Here is a 20,235-nt window from a genome sequence, read left to right on the forward strand (position 1 = left end):
AATGAGTGATTATACCATTGAAATGACTCTAACTGTTTTGGGGTGTAGGAGTCTCTTTTAAGTAGGACATATCACGGTTTTAGAGTGTTTTTAGAGGTTGTTGATAGTGTAATGTTAGAAGGGAATTATTGAGGGAACTAAAAAATTTGGTGGAATGGGCGATTCGTAAATATGAAGCCTTTAATCAAAATGGAGTCGATATAACAGCTCTATCTTGAAAATAGCACCGTCTTTAAAGCGCTCATTTAACCGGGTTCTATGATCTCCAAAATAAATGGGCCCTAGTGCTAAGTTTACTTTATCATTCCCATCATACACGTCATAATTTCTACTGATGGCATAACCAATCTTAGTGTTTAAGTATATGGATTTACTTAACTGAAATCTCAAATAAGTCACAATTTCATTTGAGATCTTCGATACATAGGCTCCATCAACACTATAATTTTGATCATTTAAATTATAGGTAGTTCCCAATCCGTCGAACTTCAAACCAAGCCATAACTTCTGACCTATTTTATAGTTAATATCCCCAACAATAGGCAAGTTCAAGTCAGCTTCAAATTTCTTATTGCTGCTCACATAATACAAGCCAAATATAGGCACTACAATAACTCCGTATTTTTCCGTATTGGCATACACACCATACCTGTATTTTAAATCATCCCGTTTTTTATTGGTAAATAATGATAATAGGGCCAGCTGTAAATCCGCTTTGGAGAGCGTGATTTTGTCTGCAGCTAGTTTAGCAAAAACCATATATGTTGCCGACCATCTATCATTAATTATTGTGTTCACTCCAAAATTCATTCCCAACACATTTAAGTTAGAACCGGGCCTATTCGCATCTAAAGACAATTGGGTCCTGTTTGCAAAAAGTCCTGTAAGAAGAACTGTTTTTTCATTGATTATAATGGGAAAGTTAAATTCTAAACCTAATTCTTCAACAGTGGTCTGTGCATTGGATGTTTCAAAATCGTTTTGTAATGTGTTGGTATATGTCAAATTTAAAATGTCATAGTAATTTTGTGAAAATCCCTGGAGGAAAATACAACCGAATAAAATACTTAAAATAAATTTCATTTTTTGTTTTTAGAATGAGCTACAATGGACATTAATTCAATAGCGGATTTCTTCAAGGTATGCTTCTTAGCATTCCCAACAAATGTAATTAGAACTACAAAAACAGCAAATGACAATAATCATTCATGAAGTAGTATTACACCTCCCTGGTGACTCTGGCTGTTTCGGGGTATAGGGGGTGTTTTAAGCACTACCTATCAAGGCTTTATTAGAGATTATGAGATATCCTTTAACATTTTTACTTAAATTTATGGAATAAACACAATGTGTTTATTCCATAGTTGTATGTAATTAATAGAACACCCATTATCATATTGTGAATAATCCAGACAATTATTTAGACCCTCATTACATACAGCGTAGCAACTGGCTGAGAGCAGCTGTTCTAGGTGCAAATGATGGAATATTGTCCACTGCCAGCATCGCAATCGGTGTGGCCGCAGCGAGTGAGATTAGAGAGCCTATCATCTTGGCAACCGTTGCAGGCTTAGTGGCTGGGGCTTTATCAATGGCAGCTGGTGAATATGTTTCTGTAAGCTCCCAGACCGATGTGGAAAAGGCAGATATCGAGCGTGAAAGAAAAGAATTGGAAGAAATGCCTGATTATGAACTGGAAAGGTTGACTGAAATTTATGAAGATAGAGGATTAAAAAGAGAAACTGCAATGCTTGTGGCCAAAGAATTAACCGAACATGATGCATTGGGGACCCATGTCAGAGATGAACTAGGAATTACAGAGATCAGTCAAGCCAAACCCATACAAGCCGCCCTTGCGTCAGGAGGGGCATTTACAATTGGTGGTATTCTCCCATTGATTGTTGCAATTTTTTCTCCCTTGAATAAAATGGAGGTTTTGCTGTACGGATTTGCGATCGTTTTTTTAATTGTTCTCGGGGCTGTAGCTGCTAAAGCAGGGGGTTCAAGTATAGCTAAGGCAGTATTAAGAATTACTTTTTGGGGAACCGTAGCCATGGGATTAACCGCCTTGGTTGGCTATCTTTTCGGTATAAGTGTTGGGTAATTAATCACACTTGTATTTAACTGCACACAAAAACGTGTATAATCCATTGCTTGATTTCCTAAAGCCAATTAAATTTTCCTAACTTTAATGAAACTTAATTCCTAATATAGAATCCGGGAGGATTCAATCGCAACGGAATCATACACGAGACCGTTAGCCACCATAAAAAAGAAAAACTGATGAATACAAAGAAACTTATAATTAGCTCTGTTGTCATTTTTATAATGTATGTCATTATGGACATCCTGTTTTATACTTATGTCTTTCCTGAGAAGTATGTATCTAAGGCGGTCAGGCCAGAAGAAGAACAATTAATACCAATTGCACTTCTGGGTTTATTCATCGCATCTTGTATGTTTTCATATCTCTATGGTGAAATAGCAAAAGGGCAAAATAAATTCCGTGAAGGAATTAAATACGGCTTAGCCTTGGGGACATTTATGTACTTACCTTTATTCCTCATTTTTTACGCGACCAGGGATACTCGACCACTTGAAGCTTGGTTGACGAATGCTGCTTTTCATATTATCCAATTTGGAATTTTCGGAATTGTGGTTGCTCATATTCGTGATGGTGCTGCTGATTCATGACCACAAATACGATTAGAACTACAAAAACAGTAAATCATAATAATCATTCATGAGGTATTATTACACCCCACCTTGGTGTCTTTGTCTGTTTTGGGGTGTGGTGTCTCATTTAAGCATAACGTATTGAGGTTTTAGAGCGTTTTAGGGACTTATAATGGTTTACCCAGTCTAATAAATTATCGTTCCTGTATCAGACCTTTTTTCTTCAAAGGAATTACAGGATCAATTCCTCCCCTAAATTCTGTCTTTAAGAATGCAATTTTAAGCATGGCTGGTTTTCTTTCTTTTTACAAGAAAACGCCCGGTCTTCCCCCATTATAATTGAATACGCAGTATAGAATTATAAACCAATTTTTTTATTTTAGTCTCTGAACTACTAAAACTAAGGTTATGACAAAATCCACAGTGACCAAATTCTGCATCTTTCTGATACTATTTATGATTTCATTTTCCTCATATGCACAAAAGGCTATATTATACAATTTCGACTTCTGGATTCCTGATGGATTCAGACATGAAATTCAAGAGTATGACAAATATGGAAATAAAGCCTATATTGAAAATTCTTTTACCGGAAAAAAGGAGCTCCATAGATATCTTGAGCCAATATCTATAGATGAAGTGCATTCCATTTGTGATTCGGCCTCTGAAATGTTGAAGCGCCTATATGGGTATGAGGAAGTGCTTATCATGTATCCAAAAAATCCGAGTATCACGTCGGGTAAAGTAACGGGTTTCCCAAATAGAGGATTTAAAAGAACTGTAAAAAAGAACAAGGCTGATGCTTATATCTCCATGGAATTTAAAATGAGGGACAATACGTTTCTTGGGGCGAAAAACAGATCCCTATGGTGGGAAGAGGCTGGCAGAGAACGAACCATATTTACTGATGTCACATTCAGTTTCACCATTTATAATGCAAATGAAGGTGTTATTAACCAAAAGGACATTAGTTTGATTGATGAATTACAACCGCTTTTTAATGAGAATTACAATACAGAAATAGTTGATAAAGGCTTTAAGGTTCGGAAGCTTTATTTTACCAAAAGTGAAATCATGACTATCTACCAAATGGCGGAGAAAAAATTAGAGTTTGCGGAGTAAATACCGGATGATTTAAATTTAAAAAATTAGCGATAATCTGAATCTATTATGACAATCCCAAAACAAAGATTATTCCTTTTACTGTTTATTTTTACGGCATTCATGTCTGACTTCTTTGCCCAAAACGCCGTCTTGTACAGTTTTGAATTTGAAGTTCCGGAAAAATACAGAAAAAAAATTCAGCTGTACGATAATGGCGGTAATAAGAAATATAAAAAGGAGTTATACTCGGATAAAATGATATTGGATAAATCCGTCGAGACATTATCGAAAAAGGAAGTAAATACGATATGTCGTATGGCGGCAGAAATGCTGAAACACAAGTTCGGATATGCTCAGGTAAAAATAATGTATCCTCTCAACGGGAATGCCGGATTTAACAGACTCAAAGACTTTCCTAGTTTGAGCCTTAAAAAAGCGATGAAAAAGTTGTCGGCAGAATACTATATCGCCCTGGAGATCCATATTAAGGAAAAGGAACCATTTATTCAGGGAACTGATGTATTGGAGATATTAAATGTGCCTGACATCGAAAAGCGAATGCTTTTCGATTTTTCTGCTAAATACGGTGTTTATGATACCAAAAAAAAGGTTATAGACCAGGGGCAATTAAGTCTTGCTGATGTCAAAGATGCCTTGAACATTTATTTTGCCGACTACAACAAAGAGGTAGATAACCAGGGTCGGTATAAATTATGGAAGCCTTACTTTACTAAGGAAGATATCAAAAGTATCTACAAAATAACAGAGAAAAAGTTAGCTGAATTAGAATAGTATATCGATTTGAAAAAAGGATCGTTTAATCTCGTTTTACATTTTGTTCCCAAATACGATCTATTCAAAAATATTTTCTGATTTAACATCATTTGTAAACTGATTACTATTGCTTGCCATTATATCCTCTCCTCTATTTTTACTGAAGCTGTTATTCTTAACAATTAAATTATTACATCCCCAAGCTGCAAGTCCATAATTGCAATTGAAAAACTTATTGTTTTCAATAACAGCATGTTGAACTTTTGTTAGCGCTAACCCAAAATAACCTGATCCATCGAATATGCATTTTTCTATGTGAATATTAGATGCATCATAGAATTCGACACAATTCTGGGCGCACCATCTTCCTATTTCATGAACTATTAACAAGTCTTTTAGAACCACATTTTGTGTATATTGAAATGTTATTACCGGCATGTCAATTTTAGCAACAAGAGATGTATTGTTTCCAATGATTTGAATGTTCTGAAGGCCCTTTAAATTTATTGGTTCAATGAGTTCAACCCTGCCCGAACTCAGATATAACTTTTCATTACTTTTCAAATTACCAAACCCTTCTTTTGTGGTCATTGAATCACTGTATTTCCCATTCTCATATTGTATAATGGCTTTTGCAGGCACCTTAATACTATCTATCTGAATTTGCGAAAAGCAATTAAATGAAATCAATACAATAATGAAGATTGAATTTTTCATAAAAGTTTACTATTTGTAAATACTGATGTAAATAATAAAAATAAGAAAAAGAATTTATAACACCTTATTTTCAAAAAACTCAAAAATTTAGTGCGCATCATTATACCATTGAAATGACTCTGGCTATTTTGAGTTGTGGAGGTGTTACGGTTCAACAGAGCATGTAGCAGAGCGGTTTAGGATATTCTGATGGTTTACTATCTCAAGTATTATCCTCGGTGTATCAGACCTTTTTCTTGATAGGGATGGTGATGTCTATTTATCTTTTTGAAATTACAAATGGAATATTAGTTGTATTTAGTTAACTGATACGCATCATTTCACCTTTTAGGTGTTCTAATTACATTGTTCATCTGTAATTACAGAGGTGAATAAAATGAAAAGACATTTAAAAACGGTTGCGTGCTTTTTGACTTTATTGATATTGATCCAGGTTGCTCAATCTATAAACAAGTCTCTCCACCCTATGAAGAGGCAATGCAACATAATGCCAGGGTTCGAGTAAAGTATCCACATCACCAAGCGGTTAAATTCAATAGCCTCGAGATTATTGAGGATAACATCTATGGTGTTAAGAAAGTCAGTGGTAAAACTGTAAAAACCCTAATTAACACACAAAAGGCAACAAGTATACAGGTTAAAGACAAAACATGGTCATGGATTGTCAGTATTGGTGTTCCCACTGTTATTCTTGGCCTTGCTGCTATTGAAGTTTCGGAAACTGGTTTTATGGGAGAGTAATTTGGCAAATTCAGCAGCCTGCTCAAATCAGTATTACAAGTAGTTATCCCAATTTATCCATGATGACATTTTTCGGATAGTTAAACAATAGACCAGTGCTATTTTTGATTAACTATTTATGTGGAGCGTTTTAAATAATTAAGAGTTTAATTTTTAAAACAGAAGCCATGAAAAAACGCCTGAAAAAAATCGCTGCTCTATTTTGCTTCATCCACCTAATCAATAGCTTCCATTTCTGCTTTAGCCCATAAATTACTGACCGATAATTCTACAGCTTTTTCCAAATCCTCCTTTGCTTTTGATGATTCGGCGAGACCTTTGTATCCTAATCCTCTTAGGGTGTAAGCTCTGGATTTTTTAACCTGTCTGCTTTCTCTTTCGCCAAAAATGGCAAAGTAATCATCTGCAACTTCAACATCTTCGTTTAAAATCGCATTGCCTGCTTCAATCAATTCATTAAAAATGGCATGTGCTTCGGACTCATTGTTAAGCTCTAAATAACTCATCCCTTTATAATAGGTCATGATACCTGATCGCTTTGACGTTTCCTCGTTTATTGCCAGATTAAAAAACGATCTAGCCTGATTCCTCACATTTAAGGCATCGTAGGCTTTGCCAATAAAATAATTCACTTGAATATTTCTGTTTCCTAATCTCGCACTTCCTGCTTCCTCATCTGGAACTCGTGCCAATAAAAAATGTTCTAATGCCTTATCATACTGCTTTTTAGCCATGTATTGCAGGCCCATAGATAATTGTGCATCAATAATAACTTCACGTACTCTGGAACTTCCTTCGCGATAACTAAATACTTTGTCCCTTAAAAGGGCAACAGACTTCTCTGGTTTTCCTGCCAAAGTGAGTACTGTTATTTGATGTATAAAGGCATCATCACGTTTATTTACCACGGATTCATTACCCTCAAATATCTTTAATCTGGTTTTTATCGGACTGTTATTCAGTTCATATAAATTATCCAGTTCGGTATATAAAATTGCATCAGTTTTGTTAAGAGCCAGTGCTTTTTCATAATAGGGAATCGCTTTTTCAAAGTCTTTGTAATGTCTGTAATAACCCCATCCCAAATTGCGAAATGCCATGTATAAATCTGGTTCATTTTGTATCGCAGTCTCCCAGTATTCAATTGCTTTTTTTGGCTGCTTGTTATACAATATATTTCCGAGATAGTAGTTGGCCTTACCATCTCTTGGATTATACTCAAGTGCTGTGTTCAAAATTTTAACAGTCTCCAATCGATATGGAAAAACATAGTCAGTAGAGCGGCTTTGCGCTTTTTTAAAAAGGGCGGTAGCTTCATTTTTATTACCCAATTCGCTTTCAATGAACCCTAAATAATAGTTTATTAAAGGATCCGCTCCTTCATATCCCAAAAACACCTCTTTGGCTTCTTTAAGCATACCATCATTAATATAGCCTACACCAAGCTCCAGATAGTTTTGATTGAAGTCCCTCATTTTTTTTATGAAAGAAGCCTTTGCCTTTTCAGCCATATCATCGTTTCCTGATGCTTTGGCGACGAGATAGGCTTCATTAGCAATTCTAAAATTAAGAGGATCGGTTTCCAGACTAATTGAAAGTGTCTCACTTGCTCCTTCAAGATCTCCTAATTTTCTTTGAATGGAAGCCTTTAAGCCAATAGCCCTGGTATTTCGGGTATTTGTGGATAATGATTCGTTTATTTGATGAAGTCCTTTTTCAAAATCCCCATTGATACACGAAATCTGAGCTAACTCGAAATACGCAGCCGAGTGAAAGGTATAGTCCCAAGTAGCACGATATAATGTATCTATAGCTGCATTATATAGCTCCAGCGCTTTTAAAGTTAGGCCTTGAAGATACAGTGCTTCACAATCTTTAGGGCGAGTATAATCGGCCGTCAACCTTTTTATAGCCGTTGAAAAATATGTTCTGGCGGCCTTGTAATCCCCATTTTTTAAATATCGATTACCAATGGCTGTGTTGGTTTGAACATGATATGGGTCTCGTCTGAGCACCTCTTCGTAATAGTAATCTGGATTTTTGTAGAATTGCTCCATTCTACTGGCTGTAGTATGTAATTCGTCTACAGTTTCAATATCTTCAGGACGTGGAGGTCTTTTAACTTCTTCAGGCAAATTACCAGCTGCTTTCTTTTCAAGTGGCTGATATGAAATGATTATCGTATTAGTTTTTAAATCAACCATTTCCGTGTACAAATCGGCTTCATTAAAATCCTCTTTCATTTTAATGTGTTGAGCGAATGCATTATCAGGGGAAATCTGTATGTCCTTTTGATAGACCACTTCACTACCCTTTTTAAGAACAACCCTTGCGCTTTCTAATTTCTGAGTAGAATAATACCCCAGGAAAACAGTATTACCCTTTCGCTTTTCAAGATTGACAGCGGCATCAAGATTCGCGTTTTTAAAGCCTTCAATATCCTTTACGGGATACCAGTACTGTTTCCATCGTTTAACCTCATATGGTTTAATCCATGTATAATCCGGTTGGTTGTCGGAATACGCACCGACCATGATTTCGACGTAGGGACCACTGGTCTCGGTTAACCGCGCTTCCGTAGCTTGCCCTACCGGCCCGGACCCCCACTCCCAACATTTGGCGCCTTTAACAATATTATGATCTCCAATATGTACGGTACCTGTATTGGTTCCATGGTCGTAGCCTCCCATAAAATCTTCTTGTAAGTCCCAGGCAAAAAAGGATGCTGATTGCTTAACATTTTTCCAGTAACTTATGTCTACACCTTTGGTGAAATCTTGTCCTCTGTACTCTTCTGTTGAAAAAGGCCAATGTGTGAAATCATTTTTGGAATGAAACGTAGCAAACTCTATACTGGGAGGAAAGATAATCTGATAGTTTTCGTTCGTGTGTGCTGCCACATTTGCCCAGTATAAGAATGTGTTGGTATACGGAGTTGGATTGTATATAGACAGTTCTGCTTCAAAATAAGATTTGTGGGGATGTACTGTTATTCCAACAGTCCAACGCATACGATGACGGGGTTCGGTTTCTCCTATAAAAATCGTTTTACTGCCATCTTCATGTGCTGCTGTGCTGTAATCCATCGGCAACATGGTTGACGGGCGATGATGATGAAACACACACCATTCAATACCGCCTGAAGTCCAAGCACCAGTCATCCCTATATTTGAGGGTTTTACTTCATTGTTTTTGTAAATAAAATTGTAGGCATTGGATTTATCAGTGGCATAATATAATTTTCCACCCATTTCAGGAGTGATGCCCAATTCTATATATTCGTTCTCCAGCTTCAGGAATTGCCAAGGTTGCATTTCTTTGGTATTGGAAATAACGTCATTTAATGCATAGGGGTAGATCACTTTTCTGGCGCCTTGATAGTTTTCTCCGGTGAAGAAATATGGTGCTTTTTCCGGGGCTTCTACTTTATAAGTTGGCAACTCCCGCATCTCCTCAGTCAGTTTTACGCCGTTTACTGCCATAGATAATTCCGACGCCATGATAGGAGTAGCATTGTGTCCAGAAAAACTAGAATTATTCTTTTTTTCCATCTCCTGAGCTAAAAACTCCTGCCCGAATACAATCATGAACGTTAGACTAACACATGAGATTCTTAATACTTTTTTTAAATGATTCATGGTTTGTAATATTAATTTAAACTGTCAATGCTGTGCTATTGACTACAACGTGTAATATATTTTAATTGAACAGAGAATTCGACTTCTTTAGTTCTTTCCACTTTTCCGGATTCCATTGCACAGGAGGAAGAAAACTATTAGATTCTTCAAAATAGTGCCTTGATAGTTCATTCACCTTTTCGGGCATATCATCTGCGAGGTTATTGAGTTCAGCAGGATCATTTTTAATATCATAAAGTGCAATAATTGATTCCCTGCCCTCCATGTGATCTAAATATATACCAGGCTCCAATTTACCAGTAAAGCGTAACAAATAGTCATCCTTGATGATTACCCAGGCAGGGGGTGCAAATTCCCTTTCAGTTGAGTGTGTTTTTGTAGATTTTTCAATTAAATAACCCCATGCCGAGGAATGAATTCCAGACCAAACAAGATAATCATGAGGCTTTTCGTTAAATTGTCCTTTTAATACAGGTAACAAGCTTTTACCATCCAAACTATCCAGAGTGCCTAACCCTGTTGCCTCTAATAAAGTTGGCATGATATCCAGTGTAGAAACCATATTCCCCATAGTGCCGGATGTTCTAATTCCTTTTGGCCAGTGGATAAATAAAGGGACCCTGAATCCTCCTTGATAATAATTTCCTTTATGACCAGAAAAAGGAGCATTACCAGGTAGTGGTGATCCGATTTTATCACCGTTATAACTGCCCGCTGCCATAGCGCCATTATCAGATGTAAAAACAATAATGGTATTTTCATAGATTCCTTTATTCTTTAAAAAATCTACAATCCGGTTAATATTATAATCGACACCATACATGTGCGCATAAAAATTATTGAGACGAAAGGACTCGGAGTTAAATCGTTTCAAATATAAATCCGGTGCTTTAGGCTCCAGCGAATCATGGACAGCATGATAATGCAACTGTACATAGAATGGCTCGTTCTGATCAACCCTTTCCTTCATAAAGTTCATGGCTTTGTCGGTAAAAACATCGGTATTATATCCCTCCTGCTTGCCAGCATGCTTAAAATTTTCCCATACCAGAGTTGAGTTATAAAACTGGCTGGCCCAGTAGTTATATCCGTAATAATAGTCAAATCCATTATTTAATGGGTTTTGCTGACGGGTTACCGAACCTAAATATCCACTATTTTCAATTTCCTTATACACATCAGGATATTGTTCACGAATCTTTTGTCTATTAAGTTTTTCATTGATACCATGACGCTCCAAAATATCAGGTATGATTTTCTCGTTGTGTTTTCCCAAATGCCATTTGCCAATATGTGCTGTTCTATAACCTGATTGCTGAAATTTCTCAGCCAAATGTGAACCGGTAACTAAACCATGCGATTCACAGTCCTCAAGATTATACACACCCCATCTATTTTGCTGGGTAGCAGTTGCTATTCCTAAACGCGATGGCGAACACAAACTGCTCGACGTATAAGCCTTGGTAAATAAGACACCATGCTCCACCAAAGTAGTTAGAGTTGGAATTGCCAGTTTTGTAAATTCCAGTGCTTGCGCTTTTGAATACCCATACAAGCTATCTTCTAAATGTGCAAAAAGAGGATTGAATCCATTGATAGTCAACGTATCGTTATAAACGCCAAATTGACCATAACCAAGGTCGTCCATCATTATAAACAATACATTTGGCTTTTCATCTCTTTGAGTACATCCCAAAAGAAATAGTGTCAAAAATAGTATAATCGAAGGTAGTTTTATTTTCATTTGCTTTTTCCTTGCCATATTCTTCTAAAATTCATTTAGATTTTTTTAAACACATAATTCAGCATTGGCATAACTGATTACATGCGTTTTAATTATTTTCAATTTAAAAGTTTAATTTCATTTAAAAAAGCTAAAAATGAGGCTTTTATATACCCTTCTTTTGTCTCTTATAAAGTGAATTTTAGTTTATAATGTTAAACGTTAAGTTCCTGTAGCAGCTATAAAATATTGCTTCATCAAAATTTATATTCTTCTTCCATATTTTGCCTTAAAATTTTAAATAGAGATGTTCATCCTGAAATACCAAAACAGAACAACCTAAACCCTAAAATAGCGCCCGCAAAATTGATCGATATCATTGCCTTAACCTTAAGCCTATACTACCTTTATAAAAACCCGAATTGGGAGTGAATGTGCAATGTAAAAAGTGTACAATGGCAAAAGCAGAGAGGAAATGATATGGGTGATATTATATTATATGGTTAAAAAAATTAAAGCAATTTCGATGTTAATTGCCCGATTTGAGCCCTTTAAAAGAGCGGTTCGAAGGGTGGTACTTATTGTTCTTATCCTACTGGTGGCAAGAGCCAGCGCCATTCCTTCATTTTACCCAGATAACACAGGCGATGGCATCATTGTATTTCAGGTTTTAAGGAATGAAAACGTTATTGGGACCATTGAAATTCACAAAAGGTTTAGAGGCGATTCCATTATTTATACGGTCGATTGTGATGTGGAGGTGAAATTCATTTTTAAGTTCAATGCCGTGGGAAAAGAAAAGTATATTTTTAAGGATGGGACCTTAATTTATTCTTCGCTTTACAGAACACTCAATAAAAGCGTAAAAACCAATCACCGTATTCTTTATGACAACGGAACATACCGTCTGCAAACCCCGGAGAAGATTTCACCTTTAGAGTTGGATTACATTAAAAACAATCTCATGCTCCTTTATTTAAGCGAACCAATAGGGATCACCTCTGTTTTTTGTGATCATAAACAGCAACGGGTAAATGTAAAACCTTTGGGCGCTGGTGTATATAAGGTTGATATTTCGAATGGTAAGTACAATATTTTTCATTATGAAAAAGGAAAATGCATAAAGGTTGAGGCCGTGAGCCCTTTGTTTAGTGTCACTCTAATTCCCGTGCTGTCATGAGTGCATCACATATAATATGGATCCTGATAAGCGCAAGTTTTGTAACCTATTTCGTTGTTTCCCTGTTTTATAAAAAACTCGGCATACACAATCTGCAGTCGGCTTTACAAGTACATGCTGGTTTGCGCCTCTTGAATTTAAAACATGGAATAGGTATCGTTCTCTTTGGAATTATCTTCTATATCATTGTACCGGAGTATCGCTTTCTGGTTCGTGTTGTGGAGGTACCAGGACTCACGGTCCTCTCCTTGTTTTTGTTGACACTGTTTTTATCTGCCTACTTATCGCACGTATCCATAAAAAACCAAATCTCTAAAATCGGCAAGGTTGGCCTTTATCATGTATCGGATGCCTGGCCTTATTTTGCAATTCGCTTTGCATTTCTGTTTTGTTATGAATTCTTTTTTAGAGGCGTATTGCTATATAAGTTTCTGGAATTCAGCTCGCTTTCAACGGCCGTGTTCTACAGTACGGTGTTATATGTTTTAATTCACATTTTTGATTCCAGAAAGGAGATTTTAGGGGCCATACCTTTTGGAGTGGTATTATGTCTCTTTGCCTATTACACCCAGAGTATATGGTATGTTTTTCTTATTCATCTGTCATTATCGGCAGTTTATGAATTTTCCATGTTTTATTATCTCACATTAAAAAATAAAGCGACATGAAAGTATTAGTCACCGGTGCAACAGGATATATAGGCCATCAACTGGCACTAAAATTGGCCGATCAGAATTATGAAGTGCATGCTCTTTTGCGAAATTTAAATTCTACTAAAATTCCCAGGCACGACAATATCATTCCCTTCAAGGGAAATATCTGCGCCTATGATACCGTTCAAAAGGCCGTAAAGCACTGCGACTATGTATTTCACACCGCCGCTTTTACCGATTTGAAATATCACAAAATAGATAAATTCTACAATACGAATGTGGTTGGAACAAAAAATGTGTTAGAAGCTTCCTTACGGGAAAACGTAAAGAAAGTGGTTTACACCAGTACCTTATCCACATTTGGTCCGGCACTTTATAAAACACCTATTACCGAGGAGCAACCCAGACTCGAGTCTTACGCCAACGATTATGAGCTTACAAAATCCATGTCTGAGGAAGTCGTTGCAGAATATGTCGAGAAAGGGGTGTTCTGCACCATTTTAAGCCCAACCCGAGTTTATGGCCCAGGCTTAAAAACCTATTCAAACGGCGTGAACGCGATCATATCAAAAATATTACACGATAAAGTTCTCTTTGTGCCTTCAAAATTAGATGTTGAAGCAAACTATGTATTTATCGATGATGTCGTCAATGCTGAATTATTGGCCCTCAAGAATGGGAAGGCTGGCGAGAAATACATTATCGGGGGAGAAAACTCAGATTATAAAACCTTGTTCAGCTATATCAAAAACATCTCGAAAAGTAAGATATCCATATTTCAGATCAACTATGATCTGGTCAAGAACTGTATTGCTTTTATCAATAATGTCAATGCCGCCTTTGGCAAAAGCTTTCTCTTGACACCTCAAGTTTTAGATTCCTTATTTACCAACAGGAGTGCATCTTCACAAAAGGCCGTTTCAACTCTTAATTATAGAATTACGCCTTTAAAAACAGGACTCAAGCAAACTATTAACTATTTGTCTAAATAAAACGATCATGGCTAATCATTACGCATTAATTACAGGGGCAAGTCAGGGTTTCGGAAAATCAATGGCTTTGGAGTTCGCAAAGCGTAACATTAATCTGTTACTGGTGGCTTTACCAAATTCCAAATTGTGGGCGCTTTCCTGGTTTATAAAAAAGAATTTTCAGGTCCGTACTTTATGTCTGGAACTGGATTTAAGTTTGAAGGACAGCTGCTATATCATTGACGATTTTATTCGAGACAATGCGCTTCAAATAAAATATTTGGTTAATAATGCCGGCATTTTAAGTCGGGGCTTTTTTGAAGACATGGATGATGCCTTTATTGTAAGGCAGATTAAGGTTAATGTTTTGGCGCCAACATTATTGACGAAACTTTTACTCGATAATCTAAAAAAGACATCTCCTTCGGCCATTTTAAATGTCAGTAGCATGGCGGCATTCTTTTCACTTCAAAAAAAACAGGTGTACGGAGCCACAAAAGCCTATTTGCTTTCATTTTCCAAAAGTTTGAGAAAAGAATTAAAAAAAGATAATATCTCTGTGACCACGGTATGTCCGGGCGGATTAAATACGACGACGAGACTCTGCTATCAAAACAGGATTTTAGGACTGCTTCCCCGAAAATCGTCCCTTAATCCGGAAGAGGCCGCCGTTATCGCTATTGACGCCATGATGAAAAGAAAAAACGTCATCATTCCCGGTTTGATCAATAAATTCTTTATGCTTTTAGATAAGCTGTTACCGGAATTTGTAAAGGATATACTGACGAAGAGGGAGATTAAAAAAATATAAAAATTCAAAAAGGCCTATTATTAAATAGGCCTTTTTTAAAAATTAATTTTTTATAAACTTTTTATAACAATAGCCATCATCTGTTTCAAAACCTAAAACATATAACCCTTGTGGAAGCGTTTCCACATTTATCTGATTATTCTTTATAGTTCCATGCCTTTTACTGACACCGAACATGTCATAAATAGAATAGTTTGAACCAGAAGGGGATAGTGGACCTTTGATATTAATTATTTCATCTGCTCCATTTGGATACAAAATGAAGGTATTTGTAATTGTTTCAGATGGAATAAATCTTTGAGTTATTTTGCCTTTGTCATGCAGTACAGAAATTGTTATTTGTCTCTCGGTATAGTTCCATGAATCGTCAAAAACTCTAATTGTAATGTAATATTCCCTTCCATTGCCATTTCCAGAACGTTCCGCTCTCAATAAAACATTATGCTCATCAACTATGTCCCAATCAGGAGCTTTATCGCCATCACCGAGGCCGTTTACAGGTTCATTACTCGAGATGTAAAGCTCTGTGGTAGCGATGTTACAATTATCTGAAGTCATATATGGTATGAAAACAGGAACCATTTTATGGTTTGGCGGCCAGAGAGGTTCGTATGTTTCTTCTAAATCTGAAATAACTGGAGGTTCATTATCAAATACGGTGACATTAAAACTACATGTCGCGGTATCACCGGTTGCATTGGTCAATACAAAGCTGTTTGTTGTTGTACCTACTGGGAAGAATGAACCACTTGGGAGACCTGAAGTCTGTTCAAGAGTTATGTCGCCTCCACAATTTACGGGAGGACTAATTTCCTGGAAGTCTACATAAGCCCCGCACATACCAGATAAATTTTCTAAGTAAATATCAGAAGGGCATTGCAGTTCAGGAATGGGACAGGTTGTTGCGATAAAATCATATTCCCCTGATAATCTGTTAAAAGTTATATCATAAGTTCCTTTAAGTACAGGAATATTGGGACCATTCTGCCACCCCATACCAGTTGGAAAAGCATATCCTCCCCAATTAACTGTCCAATCATTATCTTGTCTAAATTTTAACTCACCTTCCTCCAATGGAAAATTGGATAAATTGTAATTTTCTCCATCAGAGGTGGCCATGTCAACGTCCTCATACCATCCGTTAACTGCACTACCTAAAATACCTACTGAATGTTCTTGAACACCCAGATCTATTAAAACAATGTTGTCAAAATAAATGGAGGCATTGTTAGTACCTAATTCAAAACTTAGCTTGTGTAAAGGAAAAACAAGGAAAGCATCAAAATCAATACTAATAGTTTGCCATTCTGTTGTAGCAGAATACAAATATCTATCAAATCCAATTAAATTGGTCCAATTACCACCCTCTTCACCCAAATATACTCCAAAAGAACGGTTAGAATCTGCCCTAACATCAAAGGAAAGTTGATAAGAATGTCCCTGCTCCAGAGGAAAACCCCATTGCACTAATTGAACATCCCAAGTATTAAATCCTGAATTCGTTATTTGAAAGTTGCAAACTCCATTAGAGATTATGGGGTAGGCTTCAGCATTACTTACCCAATTTGTCCAAAAAGTCCACATATTTAGTGGCGGTGGGGGAGTGTTATAAGGAATAATTTCAGTGGTTTGATTAAAATCTCCATCATACAAAATGCTTTGGGATTCCATCCCAAGGTCTGTTAAAACTACATTATCGAAATAAATTGTAATATCACTAGTTCCTAACTCGAAGCTCAATTTGTTTATATCAAAGACAGAATAAGCCACAAAAATTATTTTCACGGTTTGCCAAGCTGAATATGAATCATATAAATATTGGGAACTTATTAAATTAGTCCAGTTCCCACCATTTTCTCCGACAAAAACACCAAATGAGCGTTGGGCATCCGATTTAACATCAAAAGATAATTCATAGGTGTGTCCTTCAGTTAATGGTAAACCCCATTGCCCTAGTTGTACATCATAGGTGTCATTTCCTGCATTGGAAATTTGAAATTTGCATACGCCATTAACCATAGTTGGGTTGGCTGTTTGACCATTGTTAACCCAGTATGACCAAACATTCAGGGTTGGAGAAAATTGGTCGATAGGAATAATTTCAGTGGTTAAACTAAAATCACCATCATACAATAGGTCACTGCTGCCCGTACTAAAATCGCTCAAACTCCTCGGATAAATTTGTGCAACACCACCGAAGTGTCCCGCAACAGCAGTCAAGCTTGATAATGTTGCGTTAGGAATAACGGTTCCAATATAATCCGCGTTCCAATAGTCAATATACATTAAAACTGTATTCATATTAGCATCTGTAACATGGTAGATACTTCCTGGGTTAAAAACTTCAAAACCATTGCCCTCTGCAATAGTCACATCATGTAGTTCGATAATTTCTGACTCATAGTTTAGAAAATCAGAGTTAAAATCAGATATTGTAACCACTTGAGGATTTACTGAATTACCAGAAGATTCTAAAACACCACTATCTACAGAAGGAATTAAAGTTATCTTGGAATCATTCAGGTAACGGGCTTGTCCTTTGAACCCTGTAACTTTATCTCCTATGCTAAAATGTGTTGATATCACAGCATCAATGTCTACTATCATCAAACCAGATATTTGGCTGTCCTGAAGCCATAATCTATTATGAAAGTCGTTTCTTTGATTTACTAAAGACGCCCCTGTAATTTCATAATATAAACCCTCGCCATGGGCAGCAACGTGTGCTCTTAAAGCGGTGATGTCTGCAACGGCATTATAACCAAAAGTGTTGACGGTTAAGTTATAAGCTGATTCCGGATTTCCTAATGGAGCACCATCATTATCCACCAGGAAAGAGGATAAATAATATGTTTTATTCGGTAGCAGGGTAATAAATGAGGTTGCTACGGAAAGGTCATAAATTGAACCACTATCGTGTAGTGTTCCGCCATCGGTGATGTTCGTTATAGACCATGAAATATACCCATCACCTTCTGTTCCGGTTCCGGGCTCCCCAACAATAAAATTAGACACACTATATTCCAGATCACCGTTTAAATCTTCAGGGCCAGCGTCTGCCGTACTCCCGCTAGGGGGCATATTCATTAAATTTAGTTTAGGTTCTCCGGGCCCAAGATCAGTTAAAACAATATTATCAAAGTAGGTGGTTGTACTGTCAACACCTAAATCAAAACTTAGCTTATGAAGGGGAAACACAGTGTAGGCTTCAAATTCAATATGAATAGTTTGCCATTCTGTTGTGGCATAGTACAAATATCTGTCAAACCCTATCAGTGTTGTCCAATTTCCTCCATCTTCACCCAAATAAACACCGAAGGAACGGTTAGAATCAGCCCTGACATCAAACGAAAGTTGATAAGAATGTCCTTGTATAAGTGGAAAGCCCCATTGTGCCAATTGAACATTCCATGCAGCATCCCCTGGATTTATGATGTGAAAGTTACATACGCCGTCAACAACTATCGGGCTCGCATCCGATCCGTTACCATAGAAATTCACCCAGTATGCCCATACATTTAAGGGTGGTTCGGGAGTGTCAAATGGTATGATTTCAGTGGTTTGACTGAAATCTCCATCGTATAAAATATTTTGTGATTGACCTACACTTAAGGTGAAGCTCATAATCACTAAAATCAATAATTTAAAGTAATTATTTTTCATAATTATATTATTTAAAAATTATATTGCGCTATAAGTATTATGAGAAATACGATTTGATCAATTCTCAACTTACGTAATTATGGGCGCTAAGTAAATGATATATATCAGTGAAGGCTTTTGAATGAAATACACGGAGAAAGGAATCAAAAAATCCAAATGATCTGAAGCGACGCAAATTCCAATACGTTAGTGAGCACCCTTCTACCGAAGAAATAAATCCTTTTTTTTGGGGGGGGTCTGTATAGTGCAATCTAAACACAGCTTTTTAAGGTTTTAGAAGTCTTTACTATTTTCTTAGGATTATCCTGTCGAAATCATTATCGCCCGTATATCAGAGTTTTCTTTTGAAATGAATAGCAGGGTTTATTCCTCTCGCATCTAAAGATTATAACAAAAAGATATAATCAAAAAGCACTTAACATTTTTTAAATGTATTTTAATTTTTGCCCTCTTTACATGTGTTTCTAAGTAAGATTTTGAGAACACTCAAAGCACAACGCAACAGGAACTTCTTCGTCAATTTAGAGTCGGGTATAGCGGCTGAACAATGTGCTGTATTTAGTTCTTATGAGCATCGATAAATTCTCGTATGGCCTTGATCACTGCCGGTCTGTTATCATTAAGAGAAAAGTGTCCGGCATCCGGTATAACCACAAAACGGGCATCCTTCACCAACCGACTGAGCCGCTTCACCGTCTCCGGACGGGCCTCGTCAAACTCACCTGTGGTGAACAAGGTTGGCACCTTTACTTTTTCGAGGCTTTGTACATTATCGTAATTCCTCAAGGTGCCTCGAGCAGTGAATTCACTCGGCCCCCACATATAATTGTAAATAAAGGTGTTTCTATTGGAGGGGACGGTATCATAAGGATGTTTGACAAATGCTTTTCTGCGACCATGCTTACGCGCAAAGAAACTATTGGCAGCAGCATATGCCGCTGTGTCAAAGAGACTGTCCCGTTCAGCGATACGAATGGCAGTCTGTATGGAATCCGGCAGTTTTGCAATGAGTGCCTCGGCATCCTCTGTCCAAATCGGGGTACTAAAATAGGGGCTGTTGAATATAATCCCCTTAACCCCTTCAGGATATCGGGTATAATACTCCAGCGCCAGGGCTGCGCCCCAGGAACTGCCAACCAAATAAAATTCGTTTAATTTCAATTCTGTCCTTATGGCTTTTACCTGCTCTACGAACTTGTCTACTTTCAGTAATGACGTATCCTGATGATGCTCAGATCGCCCTGTGCCCAATTGATCGAACAGGACGACCGGATGCGTTTTCGCTATTTCGGATAAATTGTAATAACTTCTGCTCGTCCCTCCAGGGCCGCCATGCAGGCATAACAAAGGTGTTTTATCCCCTTCACCCATTATACCGTACCAGATTTTTCCGCCTTCTACCCTTACAAATCCTTCCCCCTGACGGAGGACAGGGTTTGATGGCTTTGGATTGAAGGTACAGGCCGAAAGAAACAGTAGCAACAGGATACAGTAGTTTGAAGTGTTCATCATTATTATGATTTTGAAAAGTTTAACATCCTCACCAGAGCTTACCAATTTTGTGTTTATGGCCAACAAGCGATA

Annotated in this window: 15 protein-coding genes; 9 read left to right on the forward strand and 6 right to left on the reverse strand. The window is 37.1% G+C overall.

Annotated elements, in window-relative coordinates; all coding sequences use genetic code 11:
* Positions 1 to 180: 180 nt before the first annotated feature.
* Positions 181 to 1,083, reverse strand: coding sequence for a DUF6268 family outer membrane beta-barrel protein (locus MR041_RS01050; protein WP_242091726.1), 903 nt, complete (start codon positions 1,081 to 1,083; stop codon positions 181 to 183).
* 313 nt (positions 1,084 to 1,396) lie between these two features.
* On the opposite strand from MR041_RS01050, the gene MR041_RS01055 reads away from it, so the two are divergent.
* The 4 genes from MR041_RS01055 (at position 1,397) to MR041_RS01070 (ending at position 4,572) form a co-directional block, all read left to right on the forward strand.
* Entirely contained in the window at positions 1,397 to 2,104 is a 708-nt protein-coding gene (locus tag MR041_RS01055) for a VIT1/CCC1 transporter family protein (RefSeq protein WP_242092483.1), read from the forward strand.
* 179 nt (positions 2,105 to 2,283) lie between these two features.
* The gene (locus MR041_RS01060) at positions 2,284 to 2,694 is read left to right on the forward strand and encodes a DUF1761 domain-containing protein (protein ID WP_242091727.1); all 411 of its coding nucleotides are present in this window, start codon (positions 2,284 to 2,286) and stop codon (positions 2,692 to 2,694) included.
* A gap of 390 nt (positions 2,695 to 3,084) precedes the next feature.
* A complete protein-coding gene (locus MR041_RS01065; RefSeq protein ID WP_242091728.1) occupies positions 3,085 to 3,798 on the forward strand; it encodes a hypothetical protein in 714 nt (237 codons plus the stop codon).
* 48 nt (positions 3,799 to 3,846) lie between these two features.
* Complete coding sequence (locus MR041_RS01070; protein WP_242091729.1) at positions 3,847 to 4,572, forward strand: hypothetical protein; 726 nt, start codon at positions 3,847 to 3,849, stop codon at positions 4,570 to 4,572.
* Between the two features lie 60 nt (positions 4,573 to 4,632).
* Here MR041_RS01070 and MR041_RS01075 read toward each other — a convergent pair whose 3' ends face one another.
* Positions 4,633 to 5,271, reverse strand: a complete 639-nt coding sequence (locus MR041_RS01075; protein ID WP_242091730.1) for a right-handed parallel beta-helix repeat-containing protein — start codon at positions 5,269 to 5,271, stop codon at positions 4,633 to 4,635.
* A gap of 402 nt (positions 5,272 to 5,673) precedes the next feature.
* Here MR041_RS01075 and MR041_RS01080 point away from each other — a divergent pair, with 402 nt between their 5' ends.
* Positions 5,674 to 6,012, forward strand: a complete 339-nt coding sequence (locus MR041_RS01080; RefSeq protein WP_242091731.1) for a hypothetical protein — start codon at positions 5,674 to 5,676, stop codon at positions 6,010 to 6,012.
* 215 nt (positions 6,013 to 6,227) lie between these two features.
* On the opposite strand, the gene MR041_RS01085 is transcribed toward MR041_RS01080, so the two are convergent.
* Both MR041_RS01085 and MR041_RS01090 read right to left on the reverse strand, forming a co-directional pair.
* Positions 6,228 to 9,650, reverse strand: coding sequence for a DUF5107 domain-containing protein (locus MR041_RS01085; RefSeq protein WP_242091732.1), 3,423 nt, complete (start codon positions 9,648 to 9,650; stop codon positions 6,228 to 6,230).
* A 61-nt stretch (positions 9,651 to 9,711) separates the two neighbouring features.
* Positions 9,712 to 11,394 carry a sulfatase-like hydrolase/transferase gene (locus MR041_RS01090; protein ID WP_242091733.1) on the reverse strand — a complete coding sequence of 561 codons (1,683 nt, stop codon included), beginning with the start codon at positions 11,392 to 11,394 and terminating at the stop codon, positions 9,712 to 9,714.
* A 505-nt stretch (positions 11,395 to 11,899) separates the two neighbouring features.
* Here MR041_RS01090 and MR041_RS01095 point away from each other — a divergent pair.
* The 4 genes from MR041_RS01095 to MR041_RS01110 are packed head-to-tail and all read left to right on the forward strand — an operon-like array spanning position 11,900 to position 14,988.
* The gene (locus MR041_RS01095; RefSeq protein ID WP_242091734.1) at positions 11,900 to 12,553 is read left to right on the forward strand and encodes a DUF6134 family protein; all 654 of its coding nucleotides are present in this window, start codon (positions 11,900 to 11,902) and stop codon (positions 12,551 to 12,553) included.
* Positions 12,550 to 13,221 (forward strand): CPBP family intramembrane glutamic endopeptidase, encoded by a 672-nt coding sequence (locus MR041_RS01100; RefSeq protein ID WP_242091735.1) that lies wholly within the window; start codon positions 12,550 to 12,552, stop codon positions 13,219 to 13,221. The genes MR041_RS01095 and MR041_RS01100 overlap by 4 nt, the downstream gene beginning before the upstream one ends.
* Positions 13,218 to 14,198, forward strand: a complete 981-nt coding sequence (locus MR041_RS01105; RefSeq protein ID WP_242091736.1) for an NAD-dependent epimerase/dehydratase family protein — start codon at positions 13,218 to 13,220, stop codon at positions 14,196 to 14,198. The genes MR041_RS01100 and MR041_RS01105 overlap by 4 nt, the downstream gene beginning before the upstream one ends.
* Before the next feature lie 7 nt (positions 14,199 to 14,205).
* Positions 14,206 to 14,988 carry an SDR family NAD(P)-dependent oxidoreductase gene (locus tag MR041_RS01110; RefSeq protein ID WP_242091737.1) on the forward strand — a complete coding sequence of 261 codons (783 nt, stop codon included), beginning with the start codon at positions 14,206 to 14,208 and terminating at the stop codon, positions 14,986 to 14,988.
* 42 nt (positions 14,989 to 15,030) lie between these two features.
* Here MR041_RS01110 and MR041_RS01115 read toward each other — a convergent pair whose 3' ends face one another.
* Together MR041_RS01115 and MR041_RS01120 are read right to left on the reverse strand one after the other, a co-directional pair.
* Positions 15,031 to 18,651 carry a carbohydrate binding domain-containing protein gene (locus tag MR041_RS01115; RefSeq protein ID WP_242091738.1) on the reverse strand — a complete coding sequence of 1,207 codons (3,621 nt, stop codon included), beginning with the start codon at positions 18,649 to 18,651 and terminating at the stop codon, positions 15,031 to 15,033.
* Positions 18,652 to 19,209: 558 nt separating this feature from the next.
* Complete coding sequence (locus MR041_RS01120) at positions 19,210 to 20,163, reverse strand: proline iminopeptidase-family hydrolase (RefSeq protein WP_242091739.1); 954 nt, start codon at positions 20,161 to 20,163, stop codon at positions 19,210 to 19,212.
* Positions 20,164 to 20,235: the final 72 nt, after the last annotated feature.

This window comes from Aestuariivivens sediminicola, from assembly GCF_022662015.1.
Lineage (GTDB): Bacteria > Bacteroidota > Bacteroidia > Flavobacteriales > Flavobacteriaceae > Aestuariivivens > Aestuariivivens sediminicola.

Bases quoted from the DNA above. Each gene is read 5' to 3' on its own strand.
- MR041_RS01120 (WP_242091739.1), bottom strand. From the start codon at position 20,163: ATGATGAACACTTCAAACTACTGTATCCTGTTGCTACTGTTTCTTTCG.
- MR041_RS01100 (WP_242091735.1), top strand. From the start codon at position 12,550: ATGAGTGCATCACATATAATATGGATCCTGATAAGCGCAAGTTTTGTA.
- MR041_RS01090 (WP_242091733.1), bottom strand. From the start codon at position 11,394: ATGAAAATAAAACTACCTTCGATTATACTATTTTTGACACTATTTCTT.
- MR041_RS01095 (WP_242091734.1), top strand. From the start codon at position 11,900: ATGTTAATTGCCCGATTTGAGCCCTTTAAAAGAGCGGTTCGAAGGGTG.
- MR041_RS01105 (WP_242091736.1), top strand. From the start codon at position 13,218: ATGAAAGTATTAGTCACCGGTGCAACAGGATATATAGGCCATCAACTG.
- MR041_RS01085 (WP_242091732.1), bottom strand. From the start codon at position 9,650: ATGAATCATTTAAAAAAAGTATTAAGAATCTCATGTGTTAGTCTAACG.
- MR041_RS01050 (WP_242091726.1), bottom strand. From the start codon at position 1,083: ATGAAATTTATTTTAAGTATTTTATTCGGTTGTATTTTCCTCCAGGGA.
- MR041_RS01075 (WP_242091730.1), bottom strand. From the start codon at position 5,271: ATGAAAAATTCAATCTTCATTATTGTATTGATTTCATTTAATTGCTTT.
- MR041_RS01060 (WP_242091727.1), top strand. From the start codon at position 2,284: ATGAATACAAAGAAACTTATAATTAGCTCTGTTGTCATTTTTATAATG.
- MR041_RS01110 (WP_242091737.1), top strand. From the start codon at position 14,206: ATGGCTAATCATTACGCATTAATTACAGGGGCAAGTCAGGGTTTCGGA.
- MR041_RS01070 (WP_242091729.1), top strand. From the start codon at position 3,847: ATGACAATCCCAAAACAAAGATTATTCCTTTTACTGTTTATTTTTACG.
- MR041_RS01115 (WP_242091738.1), bottom strand. From the start codon at position 18,651: ATGAAAAATAATTACTTTAAATTATTGATTTTAGTGATTATGAGCTTC.
- MR041_RS01065 (WP_242091728.1), top strand. From the start codon at position 3,085: ATGACAAAATCCACAGTGACCAAATTCTGCATCTTTCTGATACTATTT.